Here is a 17,951-nt window from a genome sequence, read left to right on the forward strand (position 1 = left end):
AAAAGTATTGTCAGTATGAGGGCCGGTATGAAATTAAAAACAAACATTAACCACTTAAATGGTAGTATTCGCGTACCTGGGGATAAGTCCATCAGTCATCGCTCTATCATTTTTGGAAGCTTGGCTGAGGGTGTGACCAAGGTCTATGATATTTTGCGTGGTGAGGACGTGCTCTCAACTATGCAAGTTTTTCGTGACCTTGGTGTTAAGATTGAGGATAAAGACGGTGTCATTACCATTCAAGGTGTTGGAATGGACGGCTTAAAAGCTCCGAAAAATGCTTTAGACATGGGGAATTCTGGCACCTCTATTCGCCTGATTTCGGGTGTTCTTGCTGGTGCAGACTTTGAAGTAGAAATGTTTGGAGATGACAGCCTTTCTAAACGCCCTATGGATCGTGTGACCTTTCCTTTGAAAAAAATGGGAGTTAGCATTTCAGCTCAAACAGAGCGAGACTTGCCACCTTTGCACTTAAAAGGAACGAAAAACTTAAGACCTATTCATTATGAATTGCCAATCGCCTCTGCTCAAGTCAAATCTGCCTTGATTTTTGCGGCTTTGCAGGCTCAGGGTCAATCTGTCATCATTGAGAAGGAGTGCACTCGTAACCACACAGAAGATATGCTGCGTCAATTTGGTGGAGATTTGACTGTCGATGGTAAGAAAATCACTGTTCAAGGACCACAAAAATTGAGCGGACAAGAGGTTGTCGTACCAGGAGATATTTCGAGTGCAGCCTTTTGGCTGGTTGCTGGTTTGATTGTGCCAAATTCTCGAGTTGAACTTAAGAACGTTGGTATCAATGAAACACGTACTGGGATTATCGATGTCATCCGTGCTATGGGTGGAAAACTAGAAATAACAGAAACAGATTCCATAGCTAAATCTGCAACCTTGACTGTTGAAACTTCTGACCTGAAAGGTACAGAAATTGGTGGGTCTTTGATTCCACGCCTGATAGATGAATTACCAATCATAGCCCTCCTTGCTACCCAAGCAGAAGGAGTGACGATTATCAAAGATGCTGAAGAACTTAAGGTTAAGGAAACAGACCGTATTCAGGTAGTTGCAGATACCTTAAATAGCATGGGAGCAGCTATTACTCCAACAGCAGACGGCATGATTATCAAAGGGAAATCTACCCTTCATGGAACAAGGGTTAATACATTCGGAGACCATCGTATCGGGATGATGACAGCCATTGCAGCTCTATTGGTTTCCGAGGGAGAAGTGGAGCTTGACCGTGCAGAAGCCATTAATACTAGCTACCCAAGTTTCTTTGAGGATTTGGAGACTTTGATTCATGGCTAAGGTTTTACTAGGATTTATGGGGTCAGGAAAAACGACTATTGCTAGAAAGCTGGATCCTGATTTTGTAGATATGGATGCTTTGCTTGAAGAACGATTAGGTATGCCGATTGCTCGTTTCTTTGAAGTAGAAGGAGAAGCAGCCTTCCGTCAGCTAGAAGAAGAAGTACTGGCTGAACTGCTGAAGACAGATAAAGTTATTTCCACAGGAGGAGGAATAGTCATTTCTCCACGTAATCGGGTTTTGCTCAAGGAAAACTCAGACAACGTCTATCTAAAAGCAGATTTCGTGACTCTTTACCAGCGAATTTCAGCCGATAAGGGCAATCAACGTCCACTATTTTTAAAGAATAGCAAGGAAGATTTGGCTGCGATTTTTAAAGAAAGACAGGCTTGGTATGAGGAAGTGGCTAGTAAAGTTATCGATGTGTCCAAGCTAAGTCCGGAGGAAATTATAGAGGAATTGACATGAAAATTGCCTATCTAGGTCCCAAAGGATCTTTTTCGCACCATGTGGTGCAAACGGCTTTTCCTCATGAGGAACTAGAGCCTTTTTCAAATATTACAGACGTTATCAAGGCCTATGAACAGGGATTGGTAGACTATTCAGTAGTACCAGTTGAAAACTCCATAGAAGGTAGTGTTCATGAAACCTTGGATTATCTTTTTCATCAGGCTCATATTCAGGCTGTAGCAGAGATTGTTCAACCAATTCATCAACAGCTAATGGCAGTGCCAGGCCAGTCTAGGATTGAAAAAATCTTTTCTCATCCGCAAGCTTTGGCTCAAGGGAAAAAATTTATCGAGGAACATTTTCCCAATGCTCAATTAGAAGTCACTGCTAGCACAGCTTATGCGGCGCGGTATGTTTCCGAACATTCGGATCAAGCTTTTGCAGCTATTGCTCCCAAGAGCTCTGCTGAGGAATATGGATTGGAACTGGTCGCTCAAGATATTCAAGAAATGGAAGCTAATTTCACTCGTTTTTGGGTGTTGGGGGCAGAGTTGCCACAGATTCCTTTACAGGATGCAACTGAAAAAATGAGCCTAGCAGTTACCTTGCCAGACAATCTACCTGGTGCTCTTTACAAGGCGCTTTCTACCTTTGCTTGGCGAGGGATTGACTTAACCAAGATAGAAAGTCGTCCCCTTAAAACTGCACTTGGTGAATACTTCTTTATCATTGATGTTGACTATAGAGATAAAGAATTGGTCCATTTTGCTCAAGAAGAATTAGAAACAATTGGAATCCAGTATAAAATACTAGGAGCTTACCCTATCTATACCATTCAGGATAAAGGGAAGGAGAAGGAATGACTAGAGAGAATCCTTTGACACATCATGAAAAACTGAGATATGACTATCTTTTGAAAAACATTCATTATTTGAATGAGAAAGAAAAGAGAGAATTTGCCTTTTTACAAGCCAAGTTAGAAGGTCAAAAAGATTCAGCAGAAGTTTTCAATCCAGAAGCCAAAGAACAACTTCTTTCAGACTCTGGTATCGACCTGCCAACCTATGCTAATCGTAGTCGTTCTAGTCGCCGTAGTAGTGGAGATCAACTGGAAACGAAGATTCCAAAAGCTAAGAAGCAAAAGAAAAAAAGGGGTTTTCGTTTTAAACGCTTATTTGCTTGGTTAGGGATGATATTGCTTTGTGTAGCAGTAGGAATGATCGTCATGTTCTTAAAAGGCTTCCAATCGGCGAACCCTAATAGTTCAAATGGGCCCAAAGATGCCAAAGCTGCTCAGGTTGAAGTCTTCAATGGACAAGATACGCGTGATGGGGTTAATATTCTGATTTTGGGTACGGATGGCCGTATTGGACAGAATAGTGCAGAAACACGGACAGATTCCATTATGGTTTTGAATGTAAGTGGCAAAGATAAAAAATTGAAGCTCGTTAGCTTTATGCGTGATAATTTGGTCTATATTGATGGGTATAGCCAAGTCATCAATGGTCAAAAACAGACCGACCATAAATTAAACTTGGCCTATGAATTAGGGGAACAAGAAGGTAAACAAGGAGCTGAAATGGTCCGCAAGGTGCTCAAGGATAATTTTGATCTAGACATCAAATATTATGCACTTGTCGATTTCCAAGCCTTTGCGACAGCCATTGATACGCTTTTCCCTGACGGGGTGACTATTGATGCCCAGTTTTCAACTCTAAATGGGGTTCCAGTTACAGAAGCGACTGTAGGCGATGACTTGCATGCAACGGAAACTGAGTCACCGACTCAAACCATTCGAGTTGGAAAACAACAGATGAATGGTTCGACTCTTCTGAACTATGCACGTTTCCGTGATGATGATGAAGGGGATTATGGCCGTACTCGTAGACAACAGCAGGTCATGACAGCTGTCTTGCAGCAGATTAAGGATCCTACAAAACTTTTCACCGGCTCAGAAGCACTCGGGAAAGTTTTCGCCATGACCTCTACAAACCTTCCATATACCTTCTTATTGACCAACGGTTTATCAGTCCTTGAAGGAGCGCAGAATGGTATTGAAAGATTGACAGTCCCAGAACTTGGAGACTGGGTAGATGACTTTGATGTATACGGCGGTCAATCCCTTCGAGTGGACCAAAAAGCTTACCAAAATAAATTGGCCCAAATGGGATTTAGATAACATGTAAAATGAATCAGAGCTTGAGGTACCTATGAAAATGGTTATCTTGGGCTTTGATTTTTCACATGGTCAGATGGATTTATAAACTATTTTTATGGTATAATAGAATGATGTATTCTATAGAAGAGGAAGAGAATAAGATGAGTGATTTAAAGGCAATTCAAGCTCGTAGCCTAGAGATGGCTGAATATTTTGTCGCCTTTTGTAAAGAACACGATTTACTCTGTTATTTGTGTGGTGGAGGAGCTATTGGAGCTCTACGAAATAAAGGTTTTATTCCTTGGGATGATGATTTAGACTTCTTTATGCCCCGCAAGGATTATGAAAGATTAGCAGAGTTATGGCCTCGTTTCGCGGATGAGAGATATTTCCTATCAAAGAGTGATAAAAACTTTGTCGATCGCAATCTATTTATCACTATTCGAGACAAGGCAACAACTTGCATAAAGCCTTACCAGCAGGATTTGGATTTGCCACATGGATTGGCTCTGGATGTTCTTCCATTGGACTACTACCCTAAAAATCCAGCTGAACGTAAGAAACAGGTACGTTGGGCTTTGATTTATTCGCTCTTTTGTGCACAAACCATTCCAGAAAATCATGGAGCTCTCATGAAATGGGGCAGCACTATTTTATTAGGATTAACTCCTAAAGCCCTTCGTTATCGTATCTGGAAAAAGGCTGAGAAAGAAATGACCAAGTATGGTCCAGCTGAAAGTGATGGCATCACAGAGTTATGCTCAGGTCCAGGCTACATGAAGAAGAAGTATCCAATTCAGGCCTTTGAAGATAGCATTTTCTTACCATTCGAAGGAACAGAAATGCCTATTCCAGTTGGTTATGATGCCTATCTCAGTACAGCATTTGGTGACTACATGACACCACCACCAGCTGACAAGCAAGTGCCTCACCACGATGCCCTTATAGCAGATATGGATAAGAGCTATACAGAATATAAGGGAGAATACAATGCAAGAAAAAATTAGTATCATTGTTCCTGTCTATAATGTAGAAGCTTATTTGGAACGCTGCGTAGAGTCGATTTTAAAGCAGACTTATACCAATTTTGAATTGCTCCTTATAAATGATGGTTCGACTGATGAGAGTGGGGACTTGTGTGATCGGCTGGCCTTGAGAGATAAACGAATTCGGGTTATTCATAAGGAAAATGGTGGTTTGTCTGATGCTCGAAATAGAGGAATTGATGAAGCAAGTTCAGATTTGATTGGCTTTATTGATAGCGATGATTATATTGACGAAGATATGTACGAGACTCTCTACCGTCATTTAAGAGAGGCCAATGCAGATTTATCAATGTGTGGTCACTACGATGTCTTTCATCAGATTCCTGAAAAACAAGTTTCAGAGATTAAAACTTGGCAATTATCTTCAGAAGAAGCTATCAAAATGGTCATGGAAGCAAAGGTATTGTCAGTGACGGCAGTTAATAAACTCTATAAAAAAGAGTTGTTTGACCAACTGAGATTTGAAGTTGGAAAAATTGCTGAAGACGCCTTTATTATGATTCGTTTACTGAGTCAGTGTCAGAAGGTTGCCGCAACAAATGAGAAGAAGTATTACTATGTCCATCGAGAAAACAGTATCACCACTCAAAAATTCTCATTAAAATTCTTGAATGTTATTGAAGCCTATGAACAAAACGCGAATATAATAAGAGAACAGTATCCGGCAATCGCTGACGTCGCAAGCATGCGTCTCAACTGGGCTTATTTCTATGTTCTGGATCGCTTACTGGTTGATTCAGATTTTAAGGATAAGGCTTTAGAAGATAAATTGATCGCCTATTTGAAAAAGAATAGCATGAATATTTTACGTGATAGCAGATTTACCAATGCTAGAAAAATAAGTTTTTTAGCTTTAGTCATCAGCAGAAAACTCTATACTAAGATTTTACTTAGTCAAGATCATCGTTAGGAGAGAAAATGATTTCTATTATTGAGAAAAACTATTTTAAAATAAATCTGGTATTTTTATCAGTCATATCTTTTTATTGTATGGCGGGACTCATTGTCCCCCTTCAATTTATTTCGGCTAATAAATTTGTTACCTTAGGTATGACTCTTTTAGGAGTTTTATTAGGTTTGTATAATTTCTTTGTGAAGAAAGCTTATTTATTTGTTAGAAAAATTGAGTACTTAATCATCTTTTTTGCTATGAATATTATCACAAGTTTACTGGTGATGAAGTATGGCTTTTCAACAAATATCAAGAACTTGGTAGTATTCTTTATCTATTTCTTTGCTATTTACCCAATTTTTCAGACCTTTACCAAAGAAAAGTCTCGACTTTTATTTAACCTATTCTTCTCAGTGATTACTGTAGCTAATACTGTGGGAGTTTTCATTTCTCTTGTTCAATTCTTTATGTTGATTGGTTACAGAGTTTTCGACTATAAAGGTCTCTTAATTCGTCAAGGATTCGTTGAATCACGCTTGTTTGGTATTTTAGCAAGTCCTAACTATCTTTCGATTATTTCCCTAATCGTTATTATCTATTTATGGATGAGACTTTCTGCTTTAAACAAAATTGTTAAAACTCTTGCTATTTCTTCCATTGTTTTAAACTTTGCCTATATAGTTCTATCAGGTTCAAGAACGACATATATTTGTCTAGTTGTAGCAGCATTTCTTTATTCTTTGATAATATTTGAATATAGTAATAAGGCTAAATCATTTGTCGCTGTATTGTTAACAGTTGGACTAGTATTTTTATCTTATAATGGTGTCAAGTACAGTAGTGATCTGTATTTGAAAGCTCACTCAGCTGAAATTCAACGAAATAAGGAAAAAGGTGAAAACAATAATTTGACTTTGGAGCGAACTGATACCAGCGAAGAAAATATTTCCAATAACCGCTTTGCTATTTGGCAATCGACAGCCTCGTTCATTCCAAAGAGACCTCTATTTGGTTACTCAGCAGGAAACTGGTATGAATTAGGGAAAACTTATGATGCAAGTGCATATATCATTAAACAACATTACTTAACTCACAATGGATACCTAGAGTTATTATTCTATAACGGAATCTTTGGTATCGTGCCGATCGCTATTTTCATGCTCTCATTTATCTTTGCAAGTCTTAGAAAATTCAAAAAAGACAAAGAGGAAGATAGAATTGATCATGAGCTTGTTTCAGGATTACTGATGACCGTCGTTATCTTGATTTCTAACTTATTCTTGAGTTCAACCTTCTATGGTATCTCATTATTAGGTTGTATTCTGTTTATAATCTCAGGCTATTATTTCTCTGTTATTTCTAAAAAGAGAGATGGATACAGAAAACTATCTGAAGAAGAGATTAAAGAAGTAGAATTAGGGGTAATGGATTATATCCACAATCTCTGTGAAAGAGAGAATATTAGTTATTCTTTGGCTTATGGAACTCTATTAGGATCCGTTAGACATAAGGGCTACATCCCTTGGGATGATGATGTTGATATCTCATTGAAACGTGATGAGTATGACAAGTTATATCAAGCAGTTCTACGGGACAATGACCCTATCTACAAAGTAGTATCTTGGGAAAATGATGCTCGCTATCCTTATCCATTTTATCGAGTATATGATGCTCGTACCGTTTATGAGAATAACTATATTGAAAATGATATCGATTTAGGAATTTGCGTGGATGTTTTCCCATTTGATTATTATGCTGATGTCAATAAAGAGATGGTTAAACTAGATACCTATCGTAGACTTTCTGTTTATACTCTCTATGGTATTCATAGTAAAAATGCTGGATTTAAGAATCTTGTCAGATATCTATTAGTACTTGTTTTCCGTTTAACAAGAGTTAAAACTTGGAATAAAAAAATGAACATTCTCTCAATGCAGGCTAATGATAATGATTCTATTGATTATTTGATGGAAAATAAGAGAACTTCTACAAAATTTGAGAAGACGCTGCTTGATAAAGTAATGGACAGCCCATTCGAAGATAGAATTTATAAAATTCCAGCAGCTTCTCACCAGATCTTATCAGCTATCTACGGTGATGATTTTATGGAAATTCCACCAGTTGAAAAACGAGTGAAACATGATGATTTTGTCGCTTATATAAAAGAGGTGTAAGACGTGTTACAATGGTTAAAAAGAAGTTTGGCAAGTCTTTTAGGGGACAAGAAAGACCTCATCAAGAACTTACCAATCATTAAAAGTCTCAATGACAAAGCGAACGTTGAATTGGACTCCAAAAGAAGTGAGTTGTTAAAAGACAACTTTGAAGAGATTCTTCAAACGATTTATAGTTCTCCTTTAAAAGATTATGATATTTGGTTGGATTTTGGGACTCTATTAGGCTTTTTTAGAGAAAATGATTTTATTAGCCATGACCTGGATATGGATTTTGGCATCATTATTCCAGATTATCAACGCTTTGTAGAGGATGAACAATATCTCTTGGAAAGAGGTTTTTCAAGAACCAAAGAATTTTATTACAATGAACAATTGGTAGAACTATCATACAGCTTTAAAGGTTTGAATGTAGATCTTATTGTTTATGATAAAAAAGGGGAAACAATCTCCTCCGATACGATTTTCTTTATGATTAATGCTTTGGGAGTACCAACTCGTCATGAGGTCTATCATTACGAATTGCCATTCAGTCAATTACAAGTCGCAAACTTTAAGGGCGTAGATGTGAAAATTCCAGAGAATACTAGAGACTATATCAGTCACTTGTATGGAGCTGATTTTGAAACTCCAAATACCAATTATAATTGGAAAGAAAATCCAATCTATAAACAAGGTGATGCCAACTTTGCTCGAGTTGTTTTAAAGAAATAAGCTAAGTACACTTACAAATGAATTACAAAGTCTATTTGTGAATGACACCAGATAAGTTTTAAGGAAAGAAGTGATAGATTTGAAAAATTTAAAGAAGACAATCTTATTTAGTATTATACTTTTGTCAGTTACTGCCAGTCACTTGCAAGCAGTAAAGGCAGACACTATCTCAGCAGGTTCTGGGAATCGTATTCACTTTATCAATACCAAGGGAGCTTCAGGAAGTGATGCCATTCTATTGGAGAGTAATGGACATTATGCCCTAATTGACATGGGGGGAAGATTATGATTTTCCAGATGGAACGGATCCGCGTTATCCAAGCCGAGTTGGTATTACAAGGCAAAATGAGCTTGTTTTGGAAGATAGATTATTTCGCCATTTAAATCGACTAGGTATTCAAAAATTTGATTTTATCTTAGGAACCCACGTCCATAGTGATCATATCGGTGGCGCAGATGAGATTCTAAAACGTTATCCAGTCGGAAAACTTTATTTAAAAAAATATACTGATGAGAGAATTACCAGTAAATGGCGTTTGTGGGATAACCTTTTTAATTATGATAATGCACTCAATGTTGCTCGTGAAAAAGGAGTAACAATTGTTCAAGATATTAAGGAAGAAGATAGTCGTTTCAAATTGGGCGATATGGATATCCAACTCTATAATTATAAGAATGAGTATGGTCCGGATGGCAAATTGAAAAGAGTCTATGATGATAATTCGAATTCCTTGGTTGCAGTTGTAACAGTTGCAGGGAAAAAATTTATCTTGGTGGCGACTTAGATAATGCTGAAGGTGCTGAGGATAGATTAGGCCCAGAAATTGGCAAAGTAGACATGATGAAATGGAATCATCATTATGATGCTCAAATTTCAAATACAATTCCTTTTTTAGATTCTCTTTCACCTAGTATGGTTGTCCATACGTCTTCTTATGACGCAAATCTGGCTTCAACAAGAGATTATCTAAAAAAGAAGAATATTCAGGTTGTTCATGCTTCTAGTCTAACTAAGGATGCGACGGTATTTAATATTGCTGATTCTGGTTTTACAAATGTTTCTGATTCTTTCCCAGATATTCCTACAGTATCTGAAGAATGGTATCAAGAAGATGGTTACTGGAAATATCGTCTATCAGATAATGAAATGGCCATTGGATGGAGAAAGATAGATAATATCTATTATTTCTTTAATGGAAAAGGTCAAATGCAGGCAAGCAAATGGATTCATTTAAATGATAGTAGAGAAAAACTGGAAGGCAACTGGTATTATCTTAATAGTAATGGTAAGATGCAGTATGAGGGCTGGTTCAAGCAAGATGGTTCATGGTACTATATTAGCTCTACAGGTGCAAGACTTTATAATGAACTAGCTGAAATCGGTGGGCAGAAGTACCTCTTTGATAAAGATGGTAAAATGCTTACTGGCTCACAAGTCTTTAATGGTAAGAAAATGTTCTTTGCAAGTAGTGGGGCATTACAGTCAGATGAGACAGGCTCTGGTTGGAAAAAGATTGAATCAAACTGGTACTACTTTGATGAAGAAGGAAAACAAATAGTTGGTAAAAAAGAAATCAATGGAGTAACCTACTACTTTGATAATAAGGGAGTTATGCAAACAGGTTGGGCCTTGATTGAAGGGCATTGGAACTATTTTGCAAGTTCTGGAGCGATGAAAACAGGCTGGATCAAGGATAAAGATACTTGGTATTACTTTGATAAAGAAGGTGTCATGCTAACTGGGCTCCAAGAGATTGAAGGTACTCGCTATTATCTCAATGCAAGTGGGGCTATGCAAACTGGCTGGAAATGGTTTGACAATCATTATAGCTACTTCACAAGTAGTGGAGCAATGAAGACAGGTTGGCTCAAAGATAAGGGTCTTTGGTACTATCTAGATAAAGAAGGTATCATGCAAACTGGCCTACAAGAAATTGAAGGTGCTCGCTATTATCTCAATGCAAGTGGAGCTATGCAGACCGGCTGGAAATGGCTTGATAATCATTATAGCTACTTCACAAGCAGTGGAGCAATGAAGACAGGATGGCTCAAAGAAAACGATCTTTGGTATTATCTAGATAAAGAAGGTATCATGCAAACTGGCCTTCAAGAAATCGAAGGTACTCGCTATTATCTCAATGCAAGTGGAGCCATGAAAACCGGTTGGAAATGGTTTGATAATCATTATTATTACTTCACAAGCAGTGGAGCTATGAAGACAGGTTGGTTCAAAGATAAGGGGATCTGGTACTATCTCCAAACTGAGGACGGAGTCATGGCAACAGGTCTTCAAGAGATTGATGGCTCTCGTTATTATCTCAATACTAGCGGCGCAATGGAGACTGGTTGGAAACAGTTGAATGACAACTGGTACTATTTCCAAGCAGATGGTTCACTTCTAAGAAATGGAACAACACCTGATGGCTACAAGGTCAATCAAGATGGTATTTGGAGCTTAAATCCTGTAAAAGAGGAAGAAGTTCAGGGAGATCAAGAAGATCCTAAGAAGGATTCTGATAAGCCGGTAGATAAGGAAGAAAAATCAGCAGATGCCCAAGAAACTTCGACTTTGAAGGCAGATAAAGAATAAGTGCTTTTTACCTCTTACTAAGTCTTCGAGAAACTCCCTTTGTGTTGGTATTTCACTCACTACCTAGTTTTCTCATGAAATAGTATTTTTATACATCTCAAAAGATCGATCAATATTTTTAGAAGATAATTAAAACACCTATAAGGCTTAGCCTTATAGGTGTTTTGTTAACTTCTTTTGATTTTAGCACGAACTAGATCAAGTGCATAGTGGAGGGTTTTATCTTTTATTACAAAGAGAGTTAAGGCATAATAGATAGCACATCCGGCGATTGTAGATGCCACCATGCTGAGCATAGCCATATTCACTGTGTATGAATGAACTTGGAAGAGGATTTTAAAGGTATAGTAAATTGGGATAAAGCCAAGTGACACAATTGTGTAACGGGCTAATGTTCCGAAAATTTCTTTTAAATCCAAGAGTTTATGCTTCAGAATAAACCGTACTTCAAGTAGAACGACGATTGCCTCGGCAATAATCGTTGTTCCGATGTAGTATGCAGGAGTAAAGATGTTGTTGAAAAGGAGTAGAGAGTTTAGAACTACATTGACTCCACCGCCGATAAAGTAAAAGGCTGTTAATCGGTTTTCGTGGTCATTGATAAAGATGATTTGCTTTCCAAGGATTAATTCGATAGCCCAGATAATGGTTCGAAAGGCAAAGACGCTTGTTACAATTCCTGCTTCTATGTATTTCTCAGAAGAATAGATAACAGTAGCATAGGTTCCTAAAACCATAATTCCGATACTAGTCGGAATCATAAGGAAGAAAAAGAGAGCTGCTCCTTGATTGACCAAATACTTATAAGAATTAAAATCTTTTTTTCCTAAATAGTAGCCAAGTCGAGGAATGCTGACATTAATGGCTCCACTGAGGACACTAGCAATCAGCATGACGATACTTGAGGCAATGGTGTAGTAGGAGATGAAATTTTCATCAGGACCCTTAGTAATGAACATACGGTCTAGCAAGGTATAGAGCATATTAGCATTTGCTAGGAGTAGCATGGTCATAAGAGGCTTAGAAGCTTTGAGAAGTTCGATGACTTGGATTTTGACAAAGGAAACCTCTCGTTTAATCCATAGAAAGCTAAGTAGATAGTTGATAATGGTTGTCGCACTCATGATTGTTGCATAAGGAACAATATCATCAGGTGTCTTAACGAAGGCGAAGATAGCAACCAACATTCCAATACGAATAACTAGTGTTTTATAAAGGATAAAAGAATAATTCTCATAGGCTTCATTCATCCATTCGATATTCAAAAATTGGAAGAGAGCTTGGATTCCAAGGATATAGTAAAGGATTTTTAGATTGACAATACTAGTATCAAAATAAATAAAGAGGAAATAAATAGCAGTTGTTACAACTGAAGTAATTACTGAGATATAGAACAACTTAGAAAAGACATAATTAATCTTATTTTTGTCATCCTTTACTTTACTGATGGCTCGAATTCCATAATTGTAGATACCAAAAGCAGCAAGCGGAATAACAAAGCTTGCCCAGGTGTTGGCAGTGTTGAAGTAACCGTAATTTGATTTACTAAGAATCCGCGTTAGATAGGGATTAGTAATCAAGGGGAACACGATGTTTAAAATATTGACCAGCAAGCTAGCCAAAGCGTTAACTTTTATATTTTTCATGAAACTTTCTTTCTTACATTCTAAAATAGATACTAGTATTATACCACATTGCTACGTCATCCTTTTGATAAAATCTTTAAAATCAGATTTGCATAGATAGACTGCTAGCGTATGTTTACTAGAGTTAGGTTGGAAATAAGATAATGGTACAATTTAAAAACAACCATAACTTTAGAAAATCTATTTAAATTAGCTACAGAAAATATAAATTCTCATGTTTTACATGAGAGAGGAGCTCATAAAAAACACTGAACAAGTCATATTATGGAGAGAATCAAATTGCTTCTTTCTGCTTTTGAAGTTTTTACAGTTTTGGAATACAAAAGAATTTTGCTTGAAAATATTGATTAGCTTTGGGATGTTTTTTGATTCTATACACCTTAAATTGTTGAAAACAATCTCTTAGTCTTCAAATCGAAATATTTTGATAAGAAATTTTAAAAACGACTGATTAGACAAATAAGAAAAATTATGGTATAATAAAACGATACAAAAAAGGAGTAAATATGGACATTTCAGAAATTCGTCAAAAAATTGACGTCAATCGTGAAAAATTAGCTTCTTTTAGGGGGTCTCTTTGACCTCGAAGAGTTAGAAGAAGAAATTGCCATTTTGGAAAACAAAATGACAGAACCTGATTTTTGGAACGATAATATTGCGGCCCAAAAAACGTCGCAAGAATTAAATGAACTAAAAAATACCTACAACACCTTCCATACCATGGAGGAGTTGCAGGATGAAGTTGAGATCTTACTAGACTTTTTAGCAGAGGATGAGTCTGTCAAGGATGAGTTGGTGGAGAAGCTAGCTGATCTAGATCAGATGATGACCAGCTACGAGATGACTCTGCTCTTGTCAGAGCCTTATGATCATAATAATGCTATTTTAGAGATTCACCCAGGATCTGGAGGAACAGAAGCCCAAGACTGGGGTGATATGCTCCTTCGTATGTACACTCGTTACGGAAATGCCAAAGGCTTCAAGGTTGAAGTCTTGGATTATCAAGCTGGTGATGAAGCAGGTATTAAGTCAGTGACCTTGTCCTTTGAAGGGCCAAATGCCTATGGTCTCCTTAAATCAGAAATGGGAGTACATCGTTTAGTACGTATCTCACCATTTGATTCGGCCAAACGTCGTCACACCTCTTTTACTTCTGTAGAGGTCATGCCAGAGTTGGATGACACTATTGAAGTCGATATTCGAGAAGATGATATCAAGATGGATACTTTCCGTTCAGGTGGTGCAGGTGGACAAAACGTCAATAAGGTTTCAACTGGTGTCCGCTTGACCCACATTCCAACAGGGATTGTTGTTGCATCAACTGTTGACCGTACTCAGTACGGAAACCGTGAACGTGCGATGAAGATGCTCCAGGCTAAACTCTATCAGATGGAGCAGGAAAAGAAAGCTGCTGAGGTAGATGCCCTTAAGGGGGATAAGAAAGAAATCACATGGGGAAGTCAAATTCGCTCCTATGTATTTACCCCTTATACCATGGTAAAAGACCACCGTACCAGTTTTGAAGTTGCGCAGGTAGATAAGGTTATGGATGGAGACTTAGATGGTTTCATCGATGCCTATCTAAAATGGCGTATTAGTTAAAAGAAAGGAAGTCACATGTCGATCATTGAAATGAGAGATGTTGTCAAAAAGTATGACAACGGGACAACAGCCCTACGTGGCGTATCTGTGAATATTGAACCAGGAGAATTTGCCTATATCGTAGGTCCTTCAGGTGCAGGGAAGTCAACTTTTATCCGTGCCTTGTACCGTGAAGTTAAAGTTGAAAAAGGAAGTTTGCAGGTTGCAGGTTTTAATCTTGTTAAGATTAAAAAGAAAGATATTCCGCTCCTTCGTCGTAGTGTTGGAGTTGTCTTTCAGGATTACAAGCTCTTGCCAAAGAAAACAGTTTATGAGAACATTGCTTACGCAATGGAGGTTGTTGGTGAAAGCCGTCGCAATATTAAAAAACGTGTTATGGAAGTCTTGGACCTTGTCGGTCTGAAGCACAAGGTTCGTTCATTCCCAAATGAGCTTTCAGGTGGTGAACAACAACGGATCGCCATCGCGCGTGCTATCGTAAACAATCCTAAGGTTTTGATTGCGGACGAACCAACAGGGAACTTGGACCCAGATAACTCATGGGAAATCATGAACCTTTTGGAGCGCATCAATCTACAGGGAACAACTGTTTTGATGGCGACCCATAACAGCCAAATCGTAAATACCTTGCGCCACCGTGTCATTGCCATCGAGAATGGTCGTGTGGTTCGTGACGAAGCGAAAGGAGAGTACGGATACGATGATTAGTAGATTTTTCCGCCACCTGTTCGAAGCTTTAAAGAGTTTAAAGCGTAATGGGTGGATGACCATTGCTGCTGTCAGTTCAGTAATGATTACCTTGACCTTGGTTGCTATTTTTGCCTCAGTTATCTTTAATACTGCAAAATTAGCAACGGATATCGAGAACAACGTTCGAGTAATGGTTTATGTCCGTAAAGATGTTGAAGACAATAGTGAAACCATTGTTAAAGAAGGCCAAACAGTTACAAACAATGATTACCACAAAGTTTATGATGCCCTCAAGGCTATGCCAGCTGTTAAAAATGTAACCTTCTCAAGTAAAGAGGAGCAGTACCAAAAGCTGACTGAAACCATGGGTGACGAGTGGAAGGTTTTTGAAGGAGATGCCAATCCTCTTCATGATGCCTACATTGTCGATACCAATTCACCAAATGATGTGAAACCAGTAGCTGAAGAAGCTAAAAAGATAGAGGGAGTTTCTGAAGTTCAAGACGGTGGTGCCAATACTGAACGTCTTTTCAAGTTGGCTTCCTTCATCCGTGTTTGGGGATTGTTCATTGCAGGACTCTTGATTTTCATTGCAGTCTTCTTGATCTCCAATACCATTCGTATCACTATCATTTCACGTAGTCGTGAAATCCAAATCATGCGTTTGGTTGGTGCTAAGAATAGCTACATCCGTGGCCCATTCTTGCTAGAAGGTGCCTTTATTGGTTTGTTGGGAGCAGCTCTTCCATCAGCTTTGGTTTACTTTATCTATAATCGAGTATTCCAATCTGTCAACCCATCCTTGGTTGGACAAAACCTATCGTTGATTACTCCAGATACCTTTATTCCATTGATGATCGGTCTTTTGTTCCTCATCGGAATTTGTATCGGTTCACTTGGTTCAGGAATCTCAATGCGCCGATTCTTGAAAATCTAAGTAAGATAGTTTACTAAAATCTATAAAAGTAGGATACCATCAGGGCTTCACCGAGTCAGATGGTCCTACTTTTTATGTTGAACTTATAAATCATACTCTTCAAAAATCTCTTCAAACCACGTCAGATTGGTCTTGGCGTACTCAAGTATAGCCTGCGGCTTGCTTCCTAGTTTGCTCTTTGATTTTCATTGAGTATCAGTTGCTTGCCAATTTTGGGGAAACAGTGTATGATAGGTAAGGACCTTTTTGACATAAGAGCTGACGAAAGAAGCTGGCAATCAGCTGATAGAAGTAGTGAATAGACGACTTTCATCAAGCTATACAAGCAAGCACGAGCTCTTTCAAGATAAAATGAATGAAATATGAGGATAAGATGAAACAATTTTTGGAAAAAGTGAGTATACTTTCCCTCTCGTTAGTATTGATCACATCGTTTTCAATCTCGAGTGCCCTCCCTGCCATGTTTGACTATTATCAGGGTTATTCGACCGGGCAGGTAGAGCTCTTAGTTAGTCTCCCATCCTTTGGGATTATGGCTATGCTCTTATTAAACGGAGTTCTAGAACGGATTTTTCCAGAGCGTCTCCAACTGACTCTGGGACTTTTAGTCTTGTCAATCAGTGGAACGGCACCTTTCTGGTATCAGGGTTACTACTTTGTCTTTGCAACTCGTCTCCTCTTTGGACTAGGAGTTGGGATGCTCAATGCTAAGGCCATCTCTATCATCAGTGAACGTTATCATGGCAAGATTCGTATACAGATGCTTGGTTTTCGTGGATCAGCTGAGGTAGTGGGAGCCTCTATATTGACTCTGGCAGTCGGTCAACTCTTGAACTTTGGCTGGACTGCAACCTTTCTAGCATACGCTGCTGGGTTAGTGGTTCTTGTCCTCTTCCTTTCCTTTGTCCCTTATGGGAAATCTGAACTTCAAGTTACGAAGCAAAAGACAGAAGAAGCAGTAAGATTGACTCGCTCTATGAAACAGTTGATTTTTTTCCTTGCTATCGGTGCTGCAGTCATTGTATGTACCAATACGGCCATTACATTCCGTATTCCTAGTCTCATGATTGAGGCAGGCTTTGGAGATGCTCAGTTATCCAGTCTGGTATTAAGTGCCATGCAGTTGATTGGAATTCTAGCTGGAATCAGCTTTTCCTTCCTCATCTCTGCCTTTAAGGAAAAACTTTTATTGGTTGCTGGTGTCACTTTTGGTATCGGGCAAATCGTCATCGCTCTTTCTCCTTCTCTCTGGGTAATGGTTGCAGGTTCGGTCTTAGGAGGATTTGCCTACAGCATCGCTCTGACGACAGTCTTTCAGTTGATATCTGAGAGAATCCCAGCAAAACTCCTCAACAAAGCAACGTCCTATGCTGTTTTGGGATGTAGTTTTGGTGCCTCCTTAACACCATTTGTTCTATCAGGGATCAGCTTGGTGACTATGGATGGTCGAATGACCTTTATCATTCTAGGAGCATGGATGATTGTTACATCAGTCCTTGTTTCTCTCCTATTGAAAAAAGAAGTTTAACAAAAAGAGGCTGGGAAAAAATTTTTAAAATCAAAAAACGCATAATATCAGGTGTTTTAATAACTTGATATTATGCGTTTTATTTTCTTCATTTGCTTATACTCTTCGAAAATCTCTTCAAACCACATCAACGTCGCCTTGCCGTATATGTGTTACTGACTTCGTCAGTTCTATCCACAACCTCAAAACGGTGTTTTGAGCAACCTGCGGCT

Annotated in this window: 13 protein-coding genes and 1 pseudogene; 13 read left to right on the forward strand and 1 reads right to left on the reverse strand. The window is 38.4% G+C overall.

What is annotated here, in order from left to right:
- Positions 1 to 27 precede the first annotated feature (27 nt).
- The 9 genes and pseudogenes from aroA to K1I67_RS04330 all read left to right on the forward strand — a co-directional run bounded on the left by aroA (position 28) and on the right by K1I67_RS04330 (position 11,336).
- The gene (gene aroA, locus K1I67_RS04290; RefSeq protein ID WP_223338949.1) at positions 28 to 1,311 is read left to right on the forward strand and encodes a 3-phosphoshikimate 1-carboxyvinyltransferase; all 1,284 of its coding nucleotides are present in this window, start codon (positions 28 to 30) and stop codon (positions 1,309 to 1,311) included.
- Positions 1,304 to 1,780 (forward strand): shikimate kinase, encoded by a 477-nt coding sequence (locus K1I67_RS04295; protein WP_223338950.1) that lies wholly within the window; start codon positions 1,304 to 1,306, stop codon positions 1,778 to 1,780. Before aroA ends, K1I67_RS04295 begins: the two co-directional genes overlap by 8 nt.
- Positions 1,777 to 2,625, forward strand: a complete 849-nt coding sequence (gene pheA / locus K1I67_RS04300) for a prephenate dehydratase (protein WP_223338951.1) — start codon at positions 1,777 to 1,779, stop codon at positions 2,623 to 2,625. Before K1I67_RS04295 ends, pheA begins: the two co-directional genes overlap by 4 nt.
- Entirely contained in the window at positions 2,622 to 3,941 is a 1,320-nt protein-coding gene (locus K1I67_RS04305; RefSeq protein WP_075227505.1) for an LCP family protein, read from the forward strand. Before pheA ends, K1I67_RS04305 begins: the two co-directional genes overlap by 4 nt.
- Positions 3,942 to 4,081: 140 nt before the next feature.
- Entirely contained in the window at positions 4,082 to 4,927 is an 846-nt protein-coding gene (locus tag K1I67_RS04310) for a LicD family protein (RefSeq protein WP_223338952.1), read from the forward strand.
- The gene (locus K1I67_RS04315) at positions 4,911 to 5,876 is read left to right on the forward strand and encodes a glycosyltransferase family 2 protein (RefSeq protein ID WP_223338953.1); all 966 of its coding nucleotides are present in this window, start codon (positions 4,911 to 4,913) and stop codon (positions 5,874 to 5,876) included. Before K1I67_RS04310 ends, K1I67_RS04315 begins: the two co-directional genes overlap by 17 nt.
- Positions 5,877 to 5,884: 8 nt before the next feature.
- Complete coding sequence (locus tag K1I67_RS04320; protein ID WP_223338954.1) at positions 5,885 to 8,032, forward strand: LicD family protein; 2,148 nt, start codon at positions 5,885 to 5,887, stop codon at positions 8,030 to 8,032.
- Between the two features lie 3 nt (positions 8,033 to 8,035).
- A complete protein-coding gene (locus K1I67_RS04325) occupies positions 8,036 to 8,746 on the forward strand; it encodes a LicD family protein (RefSeq protein ID WP_075227501.1) in 711 nt (236 codons plus the stop codon).
- Positions 8,747 to 8,825: 79 nt separating this feature from the next.
- Positions 8,826 to 11,336: pseudogene (locus K1I67_RS04330) on the forward strand (MBL fold metallo-hydrolase).
- 167 nt (positions 11,337 to 11,503) lie between these two features.
- On the opposite strand, the gene K1I67_RS04335 reads toward K1I67_RS04330, so the two are convergent.
- The gene (locus tag K1I67_RS04335) at positions 11,504 to 12,982 is read right to left on the reverse strand and encodes an oligosaccharide flippase family protein (protein WP_223338955.1); all 1,479 of its coding nucleotides are present in this window, start codon (positions 12,980 to 12,982) and stop codon (positions 11,504 to 11,506) included.
- Positions 12,983 to 13,488: 506 nt separating this feature from the next.
- Between K1I67_RS04335 and prfB the strand changes: the two genes are divergently transcribed.
- The 4 genes from prfB (at position 13,489) to K1I67_RS04355 (ending at position 17,739) form a co-directional block, all read left to right on the forward strand.
- Positions 13,489 to 14,584 (forward strand): peptide chain release factor 2 gene (gene prfB, locus K1I67_RS04340; protein ID WP_223338956.1). Its coding sequence is split into 2 segments (ribosomal slippage): positions 13,489 to 13,560 and positions 13,562 to 14,584, totalling 1,095 coding nucleotides; the frame shifts between segments, so codons are not numbered across the junction.
- A 15-nt stretch (positions 14,585 to 14,599) separates the two neighbouring features.
- A complete protein-coding gene (gene ftsE / locus K1I67_RS04345; RefSeq protein ID WP_223338957.1) occupies positions 14,600 to 15,292 on the forward strand; it encodes a cell division ATP-binding protein FtsE in 693 nt (230 codons plus the stop codon).
- Positions 15,285 to 16,211: a permease-like cell division protein FtsX gene (gene ftsX, locus K1I67_RS04350; protein WP_223338958.1), complete on the forward strand. Its 927-nt coding sequence runs from the start codon at positions 15,285 to 15,287 to the stop codon at positions 16,209 to 16,211. The genes ftsE and ftsX overlap by 8 nt, the downstream gene beginning before the upstream one ends.
- A gap of 373 nt (positions 16,212 to 16,584) precedes the next feature.
- Positions 16,585 to 17,739, forward strand: a complete 1,155-nt coding sequence (locus tag K1I67_RS04355) for an MFS transporter (RefSeq protein WP_223338959.1) — start codon at positions 16,585 to 16,587, stop codon at positions 17,737 to 17,739.
- Positions 17,740 to 17,951: the final 212 nt, after the last annotated feature.

This window comes from Streptococcus infantis (assembly GCF_019929575.1).
GTDB classification, from domain to species: domain Bacteria; phylum Bacillota; class Bacilli; order Lactobacillales; family Streptococcaceae; genus Streptococcus; species Streptococcus infantis_L.